The organism is Spirillospora sp. NPDC047418, assembly GCF_040643275.1.
In the GTDB taxonomy this organism is placed as follows: Bacteria; Actinomycetota; Actinomycetes; order Streptosporangiales; family Streptosporangiaceae; genus Spirillospora.
In genome coordinates this window covers 16,053-31,789 of record NZ_JBEYTW010000103.1, presented here as the reverse complement: position 1 = coordinate 31,789, position 15,737 = coordinate 16,053, and the positions used below count along the sequence as shown (strand labels likewise).

The 15,737-nt window shown below is 71.8% G+C and carries 16 protein-coding genes; 9 read left to right on the top strand and 7 right to left on the bottom strand.

The annotated features are described in order from the left end of the window. Together ABZ806_RS38125 and ABZ806_RS38120 are read left to right on the top strand one after the other, a co-directional pair. Positions 1-513 (top strand): transposase (locus ABZ806_RS38125; protein WP_500223226.1); only part of this gene is annotated, 513 nt, incomplete at its 5' end. A gap of 10 nt (positions 514-523) precedes the next feature. Beyond that, positions 524-682, top strand: a complete 159-nt coding sequence (locus ABZ806_RS38120) for a DUF397 domain-containing protein (RefSeq protein WP_500223225.1) — start codon at positions 524-526, stop codon at positions 680-682. Here the strand turns inward: ABZ806_RS38120 and ABZ806_RS38115 are convergent. From ABZ806_RS38115 to ABZ806_RS38100, 4 genes are all read right to left on the bottom strand, one after another. After that, the gene (locus ABZ806_RS38115) at positions 679-1,383 is read right to left on the bottom strand and encodes an ABC transporter ATP-binding protein (protein ID WP_500223224.1); all 705 of its coding nucleotides are present in this window, start codon (positions 1,381-1,383) and stop codon (positions 679-681) included. The two genes, ABZ806_RS38120 and ABZ806_RS38115, sit on opposite strands and share 4 nt — an antisense overlap. A gap of 12 nt (positions 1,384-1,395) precedes the next feature. Next, positions 1,396-3,084, bottom strand: a complete 1,689-nt coding sequence (locus ABZ806_RS38110) for a branched-chain amino acid ABC transporter ATP-binding protein/permease (protein WP_500223223.1) — start codon at positions 3,082-3,084, stop codon at positions 1,396-1,398. 4 nt (positions 3,085-3,088) lie between these two features. After that, positions 3,089-3,994 (bottom strand): branched-chain amino acid ABC transporter permease, encoded by a 906-nt coding sequence (locus tag ABZ806_RS38105; protein WP_500223222.1) that lies wholly within the window; start codon positions 3,992-3,994, stop codon positions 3,089-3,091. Between the two features lie 61 nt (positions 3,995-4,055). Next, positions 4,056-5,375: an ABC transporter substrate-binding protein gene (locus tag ABZ806_RS38100; protein ID WP_500223221.1), complete on the bottom strand. Its 1,320-nt coding sequence runs from the start codon at positions 5,373-5,375 to the stop codon at positions 4,056-4,058. 215 nt (positions 5,376-5,590) lie between these two features. Here ABZ806_RS38100 and ABZ806_RS38095 point away from each other — a divergent pair, with 215 nt between their 5' ends. From ABZ806_RS38095 to ABZ806_RS38085, 3 genes are all read left to right on the top strand, one after another. Then, entirely contained in the window at positions 5,591-6,223 is a 633-nt protein-coding gene (locus ABZ806_RS38095) for a TetR/AcrR family transcriptional regulator (RefSeq protein ID WP_500223220.1), read from the top strand. Between the two features lie 8 nt (positions 6,224-6,231). Continuing rightward, positions 6,232-6,858 (top strand): TetR/AcrR family transcriptional regulator, encoded by a 627-nt coding sequence (locus ABZ806_RS38090; protein WP_500223219.1) that lies wholly within the window; start codon positions 6,232-6,234, stop codon positions 6,856-6,858. A gap of 82 nt (positions 6,859-6,940) precedes the next feature. Further along, a complete protein-coding gene (locus tag ABZ806_RS38085; RefSeq protein ID WP_500223218.1) occupies positions 6,941-7,450 on the top strand; it encodes a flavin reductase family protein in 510 nt (169 codons plus the stop codon). Positions 7,451-7,514: 64 nt separating this feature from the next. On the opposite strand, the gene ABZ806_RS38080 is transcribed toward ABZ806_RS38085, so the two are convergent. Both ABZ806_RS38080 and ABZ806_RS38075 read right to left on the bottom strand, forming a co-directional pair. Continuing rightward, positions 7,515-7,847: a HEAT repeat domain-containing protein gene (locus ABZ806_RS38080; protein ID WP_500223217.1), complete on the bottom strand. Its 333-nt coding sequence runs from the start codon at positions 7,845-7,847 to the stop codon at positions 7,515-7,517. A 136-nt stretch (positions 7,848-7,983) separates the two neighbouring features. Further along, a complete protein-coding gene (locus ABZ806_RS38075; protein WP_500223216.1) occupies positions 7,984-8,442 on the bottom strand; it encodes a MarR family winged helix-turn-helix transcriptional regulator in 459 nt (152 codons plus the stop codon). Positions 8,443-8,492: 50 nt separating this feature from the next. On the opposite strand from ABZ806_RS38075, the gene ABZ806_RS38070 reads away from it, so the two are divergent. The 4 genes from ABZ806_RS38070 to ABZ806_RS38055 all read left to right on the top strand — a co-directional run bounded on the left by ABZ806_RS38070 (position 8,493) and on the right by ABZ806_RS38055 (position 13,451). Further along, positions 8,493-9,626: an ABC transporter substrate-binding protein gene (locus ABZ806_RS38070; protein WP_500223215.1), complete on the top strand. Its 1,134-nt coding sequence runs from the start codon at positions 8,493-8,495 to the stop codon at positions 9,624-9,626. 91 nt (positions 9,627-9,717) lie between these two features. Continuing rightward, positions 9,718-11,130 carry an APC family permease gene (locus tag ABZ806_RS38065; protein WP_500223214.1) on the top strand — a complete coding sequence of 471 codons (1,413 nt, stop codon included), beginning with the start codon at positions 9,718-9,720 and terminating at the stop codon, positions 11,128-11,130. Beyond that, positions 11,127-12,128: an acetamidase/formamidase family protein gene (locus ABZ806_RS38060; protein ID WP_500223213.1), complete on the top strand. Its 1,002-nt coding sequence runs from the start codon at positions 11,127-11,129 to the stop codon at positions 12,126-12,128. The genes ABZ806_RS38065 and ABZ806_RS38060 overlap by 4 nt, the downstream gene beginning before the upstream one ends. Before the next feature lie 75 nt (positions 12,129-12,203). Beyond that, complete coding sequence (locus ABZ806_RS38055; RefSeq protein ID WP_500223212.1) at positions 12,204-13,451, top strand: sensor histidine kinase; 1,248 nt, start codon at positions 12,204-12,206, stop codon at positions 13,449-13,451. Between the two features lie 54 nt (positions 13,452-13,505). Here the strand turns inward: ABZ806_RS38055 and ABZ806_RS38050 are convergent, their stop codons facing one another. Further along, on the bottom strand, positions 13,506-15,668 hold the full coding sequence (locus ABZ806_RS38050) for an MMPL family transporter (RefSeq protein WP_500223211.1): 2,163 nt from the start codon (positions 15,666-15,668) through the stop codon (positions 13,506-13,508). Positions 15,669-15,737: the final 69 nt, after the last annotated feature.

Genomic DNA, 15,737 nt, shown 5'->3' with positions numbered 1-15,737 from the left:
TGCCGCCCCCAGGTGAGGGTGCACGGCGGCGAGCACGGCTCACGGGTCTCGATCGCCGGAATGGTCTGCTACCGGCCCGGCCACCGCTCCCGCCTCATCTACCGGATCCATCGCTACCGCCGCCGCAAAGACGAACGCGCCGGATTCACCATCCCCGAGTACAAACGCATGCTCCAGGCCACCCACCACCAACTGCCGGGCGGCAAGATCGTCCTGGTGTGGGACAACCTCGGCGTCCACCACTCCAAGGCGATGCGCGCGTTTATTGACGCCCACACCGACTGGCTCACGGTCTTCTACCTGCCCGCCTACGCACCCGAGTTGAACCCGGCCGAGACGGTGTGGTCACTGCTGAAACGCTCCATGGTCAACTTCCTTGCCACCGACCTGGACGACCTCGCCGGCATGATCAAGCACCGGCTCAGGGTCATCCAGCACCACCCCGGCGTGATCGACAGCTGTCTCGCCCCCACAGGGCTCAACCTCAACACCACACCCGCCATCACCAATTAACCCTGGTTAGATGCTCCCCTTCAAGGCTGGGGCGCACCCGGCGGTGCGGGACATGACAGACATGGACCTCTCCTGTGCCGTCTGGCGGAGGAGCAGCCGGAGCAACAACGGCGGCAACTGTGTGGAAGCCGCCGGCCTCTCCCACTTCGTCGCCGTGCGCGACAGTTAGAAGAGGTCCCAGAAGTCGGTGCGCTGCCGCATTTTCTCTGCGGTCTCCTCCAGGATCACCTTGCCGGAGCGCATGACGTAGGTGCGGTCGGCGATTTGCAGGGCCTGCTTGACGTTCTGTTCCAGAAGCAGGATGCCAAGCCCCTCGTCGTCGGCGAGGGAGCGTAGCCGTCCGAAGATGGTCTCCACGACGGATGGGGCCAGGCCGAGGGACGGTTCGTCCAGTAGGAGGAGCTTGGGGCGGGCCATCAGGGCCATGCCCAGGCTGACCATGCGCTGCTGGCCGCCTGACATCGAACCGGCCGGTTGTTTGGCGCGCTCGTCCAGGATCGGGAACAGGTCTTTGACGGTCTTGAGCCGTTCTCCGGTGTCGGTCCCTGATGGTGCGTTGGCGGCGCCCAGTAGGAGGTTGTCGTGCACGGAGAGGTCGGGGAAGACGAAGCGTTCTGAGGGGATCATCGCGGCGCCCACCGCCACGGCCTTGCGCACCGGGCGGCGGGTGGTGTCGAATCCCGCGATCCGGACCGTCCCCGAGCGGGGGCGGACGGCGCCGAGCACCGACCTGATCGTGGTCGTCTTCCCCGCACCGTTGTGCCCCATCAGGGTCACGACCTCGCCCGCGTCGACGCGGAGGGCGACGCCGTGGAGCACCTCCTTGCGGCCGTAGCCGGCGACGAGGTCGCTCACGTCGAGCAGAGTCATCTGCGTCCTCCCTTACTGGGCGCCGAAGTACGCCTCGGCGAGGCGGGCCGAGCCGGTCAGTTCGGCGAGCGTGCCGGACGCGGTGATCTCGCCGAGTTCCATGAAGTAGGTGTGGTCGGACAGTTCGCGCACCACGTCGAGGTTGTGCTCGACCAGGCAGACGGTGCGGCCCTCGTCCCGGACGGCGGCGACCATCGAGAGCATGGTCTCGACCCAGGTCGCGTCCACGCCGGAGGCCGGTTCGTCCAGGAGGAGGACGTCGGCCCTGGTGGCCAGTGCGCGTGCCAGTGAGACCAGCTTCGACTGGCCGTAGGACAGCGCGTCGGCCGGAGTGGCGGCCTGGTCGGCCATGCCGACGAAGTCGAGCCACTGCATCGCCTGGGCGGCGACGTCGTGGTCCGCGCGGGAGATGGCGCGGCCGGGGACGAAGAGGCGCGCCGGACGCTCCCCCGGCTGGCCGGGCACGGCGAGCATGACGTTCTCCAGGCAGGTCAGGCGGCCGAGCAGCCGGACGTCCTGGAACGTGCGCACCAGGCCGGCGCGGACGATCAGGTCCGGGCGCGTCCCGACCAGTTCGGCGCCGTTCAGCGTCACCGAGCCGGTGTCCGGGGCGACCGTGCCGGTGAGCAGGTTGAACGCGGTCGTCTTGCCGGCGCCGTTCGGGCCGACGAGCGCCGTGATCGTGCCGCGCCGCAGTTCGAGGTCGATGTTCTTCGCGGCCACGATGCCGCCGAAGCGCTTGGACAACCCCTCCGCCCGGAGCACCACGTCCGCCTCGTCATAGGGCGTGCGGTCCCGGGGGGTGACCCGCGCCCGCGGCGCGGAACCGGGCGCGACGACCTTCCGGGAGCGTTCGGGGAACAGGCCCTGCGGCCGGACGATCATGACGAGCACCAGCAGCACCCCGTACAGCACCACCTGCAGCAGCGTCGCCTGGGTGCTCTGCACGCCGAGGACCTCGCGCAGCAGCGGCTCGATCATCGTCAGCGCGACGCCCGCCACGATCGAGCCGAAGAGGTTGGCGTTGCCGCCGACGATGACCATCGCGAAGACCGCCATCGCGAGCGGGAACCCGAACGCCGACGGGGTCGCCTGGCCGAGCCAGCCCGAGTACACGCCGCCGATCAGCCCGGCCAGCCCGCTGGTGATCGCGAAGATGCCGATCTTGTAGCCGAAGGTGTTCTTGCCCAGCGCCCGGGTCGCCACGGCGTCCTCCCGGATGCCCTTCAGCACCCGGCCGTACGGGGACTCGCCGAGGCGCCGGCTGACGGCGAAGACGAGCGCGAGCACCACCGCCGACGGGATCAGCCAGTCGGACGGGGTCGTCAGCTCGGCGCCGAACAGCCGCAGGCCGTCCACGCCGGTGATGCCCATGACGCCGCCGAGCGAGTCGAACGTCGCGAAGACCCCGATGATCCCCAGCGAGAACGCCAGCGTCATCAGGATGAGGAACTCCTCGGCGAGCCCGAGCGCGATCAGCCCGATCAGCACGCCGAACGCGGTCGCGACCAGCACGGCGACGCCGAGCGAGGCGAGGTAGGGCCAGTCGTGCACACCGGCGAGGAAGCAGACGGTGTACCCGCCGACGCCCGCGAACGCGGCGTGCGCGACGGAGACCTGCCCGGCGTAGCCGACGAGCAGGTTGACGCTGACGGCGAGCGCGGCGAGCAGCAGCGCCTGGTCGAGATAGTTGATCCACATGGCGTCAGGCCCTCCGCAGCGACACGAGGGGGAGGCGGCTCTTCCCGGCGAGGAACGCGAGGTAGCCGGTGAGGACGATGAACACGGCGGTCTGCGTCCACTGCAGCGACAGCCAGTTCGACGCCCACTGCTCGATCAGCCCGAGCCCGATGCCCACCGGCAGCGCGCGCAGCGGGGACGCGCGGGTGCCCGCCAGGAAGGCGACCACGAATCCGTAGATGACCGTCGAGTCGCCCATGGTCGGCTGGACGGTGTAGAGCAGCCCGTACCAGAGCGCGCACGCGCCGGAGATGAGCCCGGCGGCGGCGAAGCAGACGAGGTTGACCCGGCGGACGCCGATCCCCAGGACGGCGGCGAGGCCGGGGTTGCTGCGGACCGCCTTCACCGACCGTCCGATCGGGGTGAACGCCAGGAACGCGGCGAGCCCGGCGACGAGGAGCAGGCAGGTGGCGACCTGCCCGAGGTCGAAGCCGGAGAGCCGCATCGGGCCGAGGTCGTACCGCTCCGGCTGCGGCCCGTAGAACGGCAGGCTGCTGGTCCCGAACTCGAGTTGGAGCAGCGCGATGCCCGCCGTGCTGACGCCGATCGACGTCACCAGCACGGCGAGCATCGCGCGGTCGGCGGCGCGCCGTGCGACGGGCTCGTAGACGCCCAGCTCCAGCAGCACGCTGACCGCGACCGCCGTGGCGAGGCCGATGAGCGCGGACGGCCAGAACGGGACGCCGAGACCGTCCATCACCCAGAAGGCGGCGTACGGGGCGACGGTGTAGGTGAGCGCGTAGGCGAAGTGGAACCGCGTCGTGACCCCGATGACGAGGGCGAGCCCGGCGCCGAGCGCGGCGTAGAAGGTGCCCCGGACGAGGCCGTTGACGGTCAGCTGCCAGAGTTCGCCGTCCAGCAGGTCGTGCATGGAGCCTCCGGAGAGGAAGGGGGACGGCCGCCGCCGCGGCCGTCCCCTCGGACGGGACGGGTCAGGGGGCGAGGCGGAACTCCTGGCCGCCGACGTTGTAGGTGGCGAGCGCCTTGACCTTGCCGTCCTTGTACTCGAAGACCCCCATCGGGCGGCTCGCGACGCCGTGCGTCTTCAGGTCGATCTCGAGGCTGCCGACCGTTCCGGCATCACCGCCGTAGACCGAGGCGAACTTCGGGTCCTTCTCCAGCGCGGCCTTCAACTGCGTGCTGTCGGACGGGTTCCCGCCGGCAGCGACGACGCGGCGGATGAGGTCCCAGATCATCAGGGTCTCCTCGTAGGCGTTCGCGGCGTAGAAGTCCGCCGGGGCCCCGTATGCCTTCTCGTACGCCTCGGCGAACAGCTTCGCGAGGGGGTTGGACGGCTCGGACGCGTCGAAGTAGTCCATCGCGAACTTGAACCCGTCCGAGTCGAGGACGCCCTTGGACGCCTTGACCGCGTCCTGCGTGAACTCGATGCCGAGCAGTTCGCTCTTGATGCCGGCGCTCTTGGCCTGGGCGGCGAACGCGCCGGGCGCCGCGCCGCCGAACGCGACCCACAGCAGGTCGGGCTCGTTGTCCTTGACCTTCGCGATCATGCTGGCGTAGTCCTGCGAGCTGGGCGAGACGGTCTCCCACAGGCCGTTGAAGGTCAGCCCCGCGGCCTCGATCTTCGCCTTCATGTCGGCCTGGATGGCGGCGTTCAGCGGGCCGAGGTCGACGCCGACGAGCCCGACCGTCTTGCCCTCCGGGTGCGCCTTCTTGAACCACTCCAGGGCGCCGGGCGCCGCGTCGGACGGCGCGACCTCGCGGGTGCCGTAGAAGTACTGCGTGCCCTTGGTGAAGACCTGGGCGCCGCCGACCCCGTCCAGGCTGAGGATCTTGCTCTTGTCGGTGTCGGCGAGCATCGCGCCGAGCCCGTCCCCCATCGAGGTGATCTTGGCGGGGACGCCCTCGGCGGCCAGCTCGGACGCGGCCTGCTTGGCGGCGACGGGGTCGGGGCCCTTGATGTCCTTGACGCTCAGCTCGATCGCCGGGCCGCCGGCCGCCTTGATCTGCTTGGCCGCCAGCTCGATGGCGTTGCGCATCGACTCGCCGTTGCCCGCGGACGGGCCGGACAGGGTGAGCGCGGCGCCGAGCTTGAAGGAGACGTCGCCGCCTAGGCCCGCGCCCTCCTGGAGGCCGAGGACCTTGACGAGGTCGGCGGCCTGCGTCTTGGCGTCCGCGGCGCTCACGCCCGCGTCGCCGGACCCGCAGGCCGTGAGCGTCGCCGCCGCCGTCAGCGCGGCCACGACGGGGGCGAGCAGCCGCCGCCGGCGGAGAGCACTGCGTGGAGTGGGCATTCTCTTCTCCGTTTCGCCGACCAACGCCGAGGCGCCGGCAGGAATCATGCACGCGCTGTCGATCCGCGCTGTCGATCCAGCTGTCGATCCGTACCGATCGCTACACTGACTGGAGCGATCACTACAGGGACGTGCGGTGACCGTACCCATGATGTGATGGGCGGCACAACCCCCCGCCGGGGCCGAGTTTCCGAAGGCCAGAGGAGCGAGAGCAGATGCGCAAGACCGCGCGGCGCCACCAGCAGGGCGAGGAGTCGAGGCTGCGGATCCTGGCGGCGACCCTCGCCATCGCCGCCGAGCGCGGCTACGACGGCACCTCGATCGCCCTCGTCACGGAGGCGACCGGGCTGCCGGCCAGCTCGGTCTACTGGCATTTCCGCAACAAGGACGAACTGCTCGCCGAGACCCTGGAATTCAGCTACCGGCGCTGGCGCGAGACCGCCCCGACCTGGCAGGACCGGGTCGGGATCGCCGACCCGGCCGAGGAGATCCGCGACCGGCTGCACCGCGCCTCGCGGGCCATCACCGAGCGCCCGGAGTTCTGGCGCCTCGGCCTCATGCTCGGCCTCGCCAACCGCCCGAAGGAGCCGGCCGCGCGGCGCCGCTACATCGAGGTCCGCGCCGAGACCCGCACCGCGATCCGGGACTGGTGGGAGCAGGTGCTGCCCGCCGGCGCCGCCGGGGCGGACCAGGTGGCCGACCGGCTGTCCCGGTTCCACCTCGCGGTGATGGACGGGCTCTACATCGGCGTCCACTCGGGCCGGGACTGGGACCTGGACCGCCTCGTCGACCTGATCGCCGACGGCGTCCACGCCCAGGCCGTGGCCTGGCTCGCCGACGCGGCATGATGAGGGCCATGCCGACGACCCCCCGCCCCGCCGAAGACCGGGAGATCTCCCGCGACCGCATCCTCAAGGCCGCCGCCGAGATCGCCTCGGAGTGCGGCTACGAGGGCACCACGATCTCGCGGGTCACCAAGCGGTCCGGGCTGCCGGCCAGCTCGGTCTACTGGTTCTTCCGGGACAAGGACCACCTCATGGCCGAGGTCGTCCGGCACAGCTTCGAGCAGTGGATCGCCGCCCAGCCGCGCTGGGAGCGCGACCCGCGCGACGAGCGCCCGCTCGCCGAGGGGCTGCGCGCGATCCTGTCCCGCTCGGTGCGCACGCTGCGCGACGCGCCCGACTTCCTGCGCATCGGCCACATGCTGCTGCTGGAGTCCCGCGAGGTGGAGGCGGAGGCGCGCCGGTACTTCCTGGCCACCCGGGACGCGGTGTCGAACACCATCGCGGCCTGGTTCACCTCGCACTTCGGCACCGAGCTGCAGGCCCGCCGCCCCGAGCTCGGGATGGACCTGGCCCGCATCGTCGTGGCCGCCACCGACGGGCTCTTCCTGGCCCACCAGATCAACGACGACGACTGGGACCCCGACGACTTCGTCACGGTCGTCGTGACCATCGTCGAGCAGGCGGTCGCGGCCGCCTGAGCACGGCCCCGCCACAAGAGACGGTTGCCACAACGGGGCCTCGCATGGCAATCTCTGTAGCGATCGCTACAGGGAGGACGCCATGCGACTGACGGCCAACGGCACCGGGCTCATCGATCCCACCCGCTTCCGCCGCGTACTCGGCCACTACCCGACGGGCGTCGTCGTGGTCACCGCGCTCGACCCGGCCGGCGCGGCCATCGGCATGACGGTCGGCTCGTTCACCTCGGTCTCGCTCGACCCGCCGCTCGTGGCCTTCCTGCCCGACAAGGGCTCCAGCTCATGGCGCGCGCTGCGCGAGTCGGGCGAGCGGTTCTGCGTGAACGTCCTGTCCGCCGCGCAGGAGGACGTGTGCCGCGCCGTCGCGATGCGCAAGACGGACAAGTTCCACGACATCGGCTGGCACCCGTCCCCCGCCGGCAACCCGGTCATCGACGGCGCGGTCGCCTGGATCGACTGCGTCACCGAGCAGCTCCACGACGCCGGCGACCACCAGATCGTCGTCGGCCGCGTCCTGAACCTGCAGGTGAGCGAGGGCGAACCCCCGCTCCTGTTCCACCAGGGCGCCTACGGCACCTTCACCCCGCACTGAGCCCTCAGCACTGACCCCTCAGCACTGACCCCTCAGCACTGAGCCCTCAGCCGACCGCCCCGATCTAGGCGATCCACCCGCCGGCACGCGCCTCCTCGAGAACCTGCTCGGCCGCACGGCTGTCGAGCATCTCCAGCCCGCGCACGGCCCAGAACTGCAGCGACTCGTCCGGACTCTCCAACTCCCCGCGGAACACGTCCAGCGCCTTCGCGGACCGCGCCTCGGCGAGCAACTCCAGCAACCAGCACCGCAACTGCGGGTCCTCTTCCCCCGCGAACTCCGCGATCAACTCGTCCACATACGCATCGGCGTGCTCACGCAAGAAGTCGAACGCCCGCTCCCGGGCATCCCTCTCCCGCAACCCCTGCTTGGCCACCTCGAACCGCCGCCGCGACATACCCGAACCCTACGGCCCCCCGCCGACACCGCCGGCGGTCAGGAGAGCCAGGCTCAGGCGGCGCCGTGGCCGGCCTGAAGGCCGACCCGAGGTGCGACGGCGGGGCATGCCGACCGTGAAAGCTTTCATGGGTCGGTCAGCGGAGGGTCGTCCACAGGCGGGAGAGCAGGGTGGAGAGGTCGCGGACGGTCTGCTGGTCGGCCAGGGACCGTTCGTGGGCTTCGGCCAGGGCCTCCAGCCGCTTCAGCTTGTCGCGGCCCAGGTCGGAGACGTGCACCGAGACGCGGCGGCGATCGCGGGTGGAGTGCGAGCGGTAGAGGTGGGCGGAGTCGACGAGGGCGTCCACGAGCCGGGTCAGAGTCGGGTGCGGGATCTCGACGACGGCCGCGAGCTCCCCCATCGACATGTCGTCGGCGCCGGCGAGGGCGCGCAGGACCCGCCACTGCTCGACGGTCGCGCCCTCCTCTTCGAGGACGGCGCCGAGGTCGCGGGCCAGGGCGCGCTGGGTGCGGGTGAGGAGGTCGACCAGTTCGGTGCCGGTGACGGTGCCGGTGCCGGTGCCGGTGGTGGGGGCCGTGTCCTGCTTTTCCGCCACGTGCGCCTCCCCTTTTCGGCCGTCGGTCCACAGAGCATACTTGCCAGGTCATGAGCGATTCGGTGCTGCGGGACGGCACGGAGCTGCTGGTCGCCGGCCCGGATGCGGGGGTGCTGCGGCTGGGTCTGCTGCTGCCGCTGTCGGGGCCGCTCGGGCTGACCGGGCCGTCCGGGCTGAGCGCCGCCCGGCTGGCCGCGATCGAGGTCAACGCGGCGGGCGGGGCGGCGGGCCGGGCCGTCGAGCTGGTGCCGGTGGACGCCGGGCGCCGCCCGGACGCGGTCGCCGCCGAGGCCCGCTTCCTCGCCGACGCCGGTCTCGTCGAGGCGTTCGTCGGGTTCCATACCAGCGACGTCCACCGGGCCCTGGAGGCGGCGCTCGCCGGACGGGTGCCGTACGTGTTCACGCCGCCGCACGAGGGCGGCCCGCGCGGGGCCGGGGTGGTGCTGCTCGGCGACTCGCCGGAGCGGCAGCTCGGCCCCGCGCTGCACTGGCTGAGCGGACGGCAGCGGCTGCGCCGGTGGGCGCTGGTCGGCAACGACTACATCTGGCCGCGGGCGGTACACCGGACGGCGGCGCGGCTGGTCCGCTCGCTCGGTGCCGAGGTGGTACTGGACCGGCTCGTCCCGTTCCCGCTGGCGGCCGGGGACGATCCGGAGGCGGGCTTCGAGGAGCTGGTGACCGCGCTGGTGCGGGCGGGCACCGAGGCGATCCTGCTCAGCCTGGTCGGACGGGACCTGGCGATGTTCAACCGGGTGTTCGCGGCGTCGCGGCCGGCGGCCGGGGTCGTCCGGCTGTCGGGGGCGCTGGAGGAGAACGTGCTGCTGGCCGCGGGCGGCGACGAGACCGGGGAGCTGTACGCGGCGATGCGGTCGTTCGCCGGGCAGGGGGACGAGCGGCGGATCGCCCTGGCCGAGCGCTACCGGACGGCGTTCGGCGCGGCCGCCCCCGTCCTGGACGCCTACGCGGAGGGCTGCTACGACGGCGTCCACCTGGCTGCGGCGCTCGCGGTCGCGGGCATGCTGAGCGCGCGGCGCGGGCAGCCGGGGGCGGCCCGGCTGCTGGCGGGCGACGCCGATCGCGGAACGCGGCTGGCCTGGGCGGCGGCACCGCTCGGCCCGCCGCCCGCCGACTCCTACCTGGCCAGGGCCGACGGCCTGGACCTCACCGTCATCGCCCGCCTCTAAAAGTTCTTCCACTCGGAATCTTTTCATTTGAAAAGAAAGCCCTTAGGGTCGCTGACGGCGCGGCGGCCGGTCCCCGCGCGGAGGAGGGACCATGGGCGTCGACTCGGCGAGGCCGCAGGGCATCGAGCAGTACGGGTACAAGCAGGAACTGAAGCGCTCGCTCGGCTTCCGGGACCTGGTGGTCTACGGGCTGATCTTCATGGTGCCGATCGCGCCGTTCGGCATCTTCGGCAGCGTGTTCCAGGGCGCGGGCGGCATGGTCGCGCTCGCCTACGCCATCGGCATGCTGGTCATGCTGTTCACCGCCGCCTCGTACGCGCAGATGGCGCGGGCGTTCCCGATGGCCGGGTCGGTCTATACCTACGCGGGACGCGGGATCGCGGCGCCGGTCGGGTTCCTGTCCGGCTGGATGATCCTGCTCGACTACGTCCTGGTGCCGGGCCTGCTGTACCTGATCGCGAGCGTGGCGATGAACTCGCTCGTGCCGTCCGTCCCGGTGTGGCTGTGGCTCGTCGCGTTCGTCCTGCTCAACACGGTGGTGAACTTCTTCGGCATCGAGATGACCGCGCGGATCAACCGCGTCATGCTGCTCGCCGAACTCGTCATCCTGGTGATCTTCCTGGTGATCGGCGTCGTCGCGCTGGCGCAGGGCAAGGGCCACGGCGGCGGCTTCACCCCGATCTACAACGGCGCGACGTTCTCGTGGGGGCTGGTGTTCGGCGCGGTGTCGATCGCCGTGCTGAGCTTCCTCGGCTTCGACGGGATCTCGACGCTGGCGGAGGAGAACCGCGAATCCGCCCGCGCCATCGGACGGTCGATGGTCGCCGCCCTCGTCCTGGTCGGCCTGCTGTTCATCGTCCAGACGTGGGTGGCGTCGCTGCTGGTCCCGCACCCGGACGCGCTGATCAAGGACGGCGACCCCGACGGCACCGCCTTCTACGACGCCGCGCGGGTCGCGGGCGGCGCCTGGCTCGCCAAGCTGACCGCGCTGGCCACCGCGATCGCGTGGGGCTTCGCCAACTCCCTGGTCGCGCAGGCGGCGACATCCCGGCTGCTGTACGCCATGGCGCGGGACCGGCAGCTGCCGGGCTTCCTCGCCAAGGTGCATCCCACGCGGCGGGTCCCGGTCAACGCGACGCTGCTGGTCGCGGCCGTCTCGCTCGCCCTCGGCCTCTACATGGCCGAACGCGACGACGGCATCACCCTGCTCAGCTCGCTGATCAACTTCGGTGCGATGACGGCGTTCCTGGTGCTGCACGTCTCCGTCGTCGTCCACTACGTCGTCCGGTCGGGCAGCCGGGACTGGTGGCGGCATCTGATCGCACCGGTCATCGGCTTTCTGATCCTCGGGTACGTGGTGATCAACGCGAAGGTCGCCGCGCAGAAGCTCGCGTTCGTGTGGCTGGCCATCGGGGTGGCCGTACTGATCGCACTGCTCGCCATGCACCGGCGCCCGGCCCTGGCCGGAATCGAAGAGGCCGGCATCGAGGAGGAGGACGAATGAACGTGGTGGCACTGGAGACCGAACCCGGCTACGCCTTTGGCGGATGGGAGGCGGCCCTCACGGTCGCACCCGGCACCGTGGTCGAACTGACCACCGAGGACTGCTTCGGCGGCGCGGTCCAAGGAGTGGACGACCTGCCGAGCCGGGTGTGCACCTTCCCCTACCTCAACCCGGTGACCGGCCCGATCGCCGTCGAGGGCGCCGAGCCGGGCGACGCGGTCGCGGTGCATTTCGTGGACATCCGTCCCGCCCGGGACTGGGCGGTCTCCACCACGTTCCCGCACTTCGGCGCGCTGACCACGACGCACACGACGGCGATGCTGCACCCGGCGCTGGAGGAGCGGGTCTGGCTGTACGACGTCGACACCGAACGCGGCGTCTGCCGCTTCAACGCCCGCAACAGCGACCTCGCCATCGACCTCCCGCTGGACCCCATGCACGGCACCGTCGGCGTCGCCCCCGCCGCCGGCGAGGTGATCATGAGCATCACGCCGGGCGCGCACGGCGGCAACATGGACACCCCGGAGATGCGCGCGGGCACGACGGCCTACTTCCCGGTCAACGTCCCGGGCGGCCTCATCTCCCTCGGCGACGGCCACTGCCGCCAGGGCGAGGGCGAAGTCTGCGGGACGGCCGTCGAGGCGGCGATGCACACCGTCGTCATCGTCGACCTCGTCAAGGGCGCCGCTCCCCCATGGCCCCGTCTGGAGACCGACGCGTACCTGATGTCGACGGGTTCGGCCCGTCCACTGGAGGACGCCTTCCGAATCAGCCAGCACGACCTGGTCACCTGGACGTCCTCCCTCCTCGGCCTGGACGAACTGGACGCCTACCAGCTCGTCAGCCAGGCGGCCCTGGCCCCGGCGGGCAACGTCGTCGACACGAACTACACGATGCTCGCCAAGCTCCCCAAGACCGTCCTGCCGGGGGTGTCGGCCTACGACGGCGTCCACACCCGCCTCCGCGACACCGCCGCGTCGTATCGCGCGCAGCGCTGAGGTCGGGCATCGGAGGGCCGGATCAACCTTTCGATCGATGTGACCTGGGGTTTTCTCGCTTACGCTGGGTGAGAGATGAGGAACGATCCGTTCTCCCCGGCGATGCGGCTGCTCGCCTGGGCCATGCACGGCACCTTCCTGGTCCTGCTCGCCGTGGCGCTGGCCCGCAGCGTGCGGGACGGCCCGGTCCTGGCGGGCGGGCTCCTGCTGGGGGTGCTGTACGCCGCCGGGGTCGTCCAGGCGACGCGGCACCGCCCCCGGCTCGGGCCGGCGCGGGCGTGGCTCGCGCTGCTCACCGCCGGGTGGGCGGCGCTGGCGCTCGCGTCCCCCGCGTTCGTGTGGCTGGCCTTCCCGCTGTTCTTCCTGTACGTCCACCTGCTGCGGCTCGCCTGGGCGGTGCCCGGCGTCGTGCTGCTGACGGCGGCGGCGATCGGGGCCGTCGCCTGGCACGGCGGCGGGGTCAGGCTCGCGGAGGTGCTCGGACCGAGCGTCGGGGCGGCCGTCGCGACCCTGATGGCCCTCGCCTACCAGACGCTCTACCGGGAGAGCGAGCAGCGCCGCCTGCTGATCGACGACCTGGTGCGCACCCGGGAGCGGCTCGTCCGGGCGGAGTCGGACGCGGCGCGGCTCACCGAGCGGGAGCGGCTCGCGCGGGAGATCCACGACACGCTCGCGCAGGGCATGTCGAGCATCATCCTGCTGCTCCGCGCCGCCCAGCGCGATCTCGGCACCGACCGCGACACCGACCGTGATGCCATCCGGGGCACCGACCGTGATGCCATCCGGGGCACCGACCGTGATGCCATCCGGGGCACCGGCCGGGACGCTGTCCGGGGGCGGCTGGCGGAGGCCGAGCAGGCGGCGGCGGAGAACCTGGAGGAGGCGCGCAACTTCGTGCGGGCGCTGGCGCCGCCCGTCCTGGAGCGGTCGTCGCTCACCGACGCGCTCCGCCGGATCACCGAGTCGGCGGCGGCCCGCTCCACGTCCCGGATCAGGTTCGAGACGTCGGGCGAGCCGCTGCCGCTGCCCACCGAGCACGAGGTGGCACTCGTCCGCATCGCGCAGGGCGCGCTCGGCAACGCCGCGCAGCACTCCGGGGCCGCCAACGTCCGGGTCACGCTGACCTACCTCGATGACACGGTGGTCCTGGACGTCTACGACGACGGCCGCGGCTTCGACCCGGCGGCACCGGCGACCGGCTACGGGCTGCGGGCCATGCGGGAGCGGGCCCGCGCGCTCGGCGGGACGCTCACCGTCGAGTCCGCGGAGGGCGAGGGCACCGCCGTCGTGGCCGCCCTCCCGGTGCCCGAGGACGGCCGATGACCGCTGATGACCAGACGATGACCAGCCGATGACCGCCGATGACCGTCCGCCCGGCTAGCCGCGGACGGGTTCCGCCGCCGCCTCGGCGACCGCCGGTGCGGCGGGGCGGCGCGGCCAGAGCGCCCGGTCGCCGAGGAGCCGGACGATCGCCGGGACCAGCAGCGGGCGGACGACGAACGTGTCGAGCAGGATCCCGATCGCCATCGCCATGCCGAACTGGTACAGCTCGCGGATCGGCTGCGTCATCAGCACCGCGAACGTCCCCGCGAGGATCAGCCCGGCCGAGGACACCACGCCGCCCGTCCGGGTGATCGCCGCGCGCAGCGCCTCCACCGGGGTCCGGTGCTCGGACTCCTGCCGGTACCGGCTCATGATGAAGATGTTGTAGTCGACGCCCAGCGAGACCAGGAAGATGAACACGTAGGCGGTGACCCGGTTGCCGATGCCCGCGTCGCCCCCGAGCCAGACGCTGATCGCGACCGTCAGGCCGAGCGTCGCCAGGAACGACAGCAGCAGGGTGGCGAGCAGGTACACCGGCGCCAGCACCGACCGCAGCAGCCAGCCGAGCACCAGCCCGACGATCAGCAGGACCAGCGGGACGAGGACGAGCATGTCCCGGTCGAGCGCCGACTTGATGTCGGCGGTCTCGGCGGTGGGCCCGGCGACGAGCACGCGCGCGTCCGCGATCCCGGCGTCCCGTGCCGCCGCCGCGGCCGCGGAGCGCAGCGGATCCACGGCGTCCATCGCGGCGGACGAGTACGGGTTGACCTTCAGCACGACGGTGATCCGCGCGGCGTCGGCGGCGATGTCGCGACGGGGGTCGAACGCCGTCCGCGCGACCTGCGGCGCGACCTTGGCGCGGACGGCCTCCACCTGCTCCGGCGCGATGCCCCGGCCCCGCACGAGCAGGGTGGATGGCGCGATCTCCCCCGGCCCCAGGTCCCGGTCGATCATGGTCTGCCCGGCCGCCGAGTCGGTGCCGACCCGGAACCCGCTGACGAAGTCGAAGCTCTCCTTGTATCCGGTCATCCCGAGGCAGAGCACCGCGAGCAGGACGAGGGTCCCGGCGAGGACGCGGCGCGGCGCGGCCACGACCAGCCCGGCGGCGCGCCGCCACACCGCGCCGCCCGTCGCGCGCCGGGCCATCGCCGCCTCGGAGAACGGCCAGAACACGGCCCGTCCGCACAGCAGGACGGCGGCCGGGATGAAGGTGAACGCGACCACCGCCATCACCGCGACGCCGAGCGCTAGGTAGGGCCCGAACCCGCGCAGCGCCGGGGACACGCAGGCCAGCAGCGCGAACATGGCGAGCACGATCGTGGACGCGCTGGCGAGCACCGACTCGGCCGTCCCGCGCAGCGCCGACCGCATGGCGGCGAACCGGTCGGGGGCGTCCACGAGCGCCTCCCGGTAGCGGCTGGTGATGATCAGCGCGTAGTCGGTGCCGACCCCGAACAGCAGCACGGTCATGATCGAGGCGGTCTGCCCGCTGATCGTGATGGCGCCCGCGTCGGCGAGGACCGCGCCGATCGACTGGGTGACCCGCATCGCGACCCCGACCGCGAGCAGCGGCACCAGCGCCAGCAGCGGCGACCGGTACACGGCCAGCAGGATGACCAGGACCATCAGCACGGTGCCGAGCAGCAGCACCTTGTCGCCGCTGGAGAAGACCTTGACGGTGTCGACGATGATCCCGGCGGGACCGGTGACCGCGACGGTCGCCGCCGGCGCGGCGTCCTTGACGGTCGTCCGGAGACCGTCGACGGCGTCCTTGAACCCATCGCTCGTCGCATCGCCCGTCACGGGGACGATCACGACCCGCGTCTTCCCGTCCGCCGAGGTCAGCCCCTCGCCGCCGGGGACGCAGTCGGTCCCGGGCTTCGTCCCGCCCTCCCCGCACACCGGCGACACGGGCATCCCGAGATGCGGCTGCTTCGCCCCGGCCGCGCGCGTCACCGCCGCGGCGGCGGACCCGTCCTCGGACCGCACCACCACGACGGCCGGCAGCGCGTCACTCCCCGGAAAGGCGCGCTCCAGCTCCCGCTGCGCCACCGACGAGTCGCTCGCCGCGGGGGCGCTGTTGGCCGAGGAGTTGTCCTCCACCGACTTCAGGTCGGGCGCCAGCCCGGCCAGGACTCCGGTCAGGATGATCCAGAAGACGACCGTGAGGGCCGCCGAGCGTTTCGAGGCGAGCATCGCCCGCAGTAGAGCCGACATGGGGAACCTTCGCTTTTAGGAACAGGGTGTCGCCATAACTGCGGGCTACCATATCGGTGCCCCCGCGAG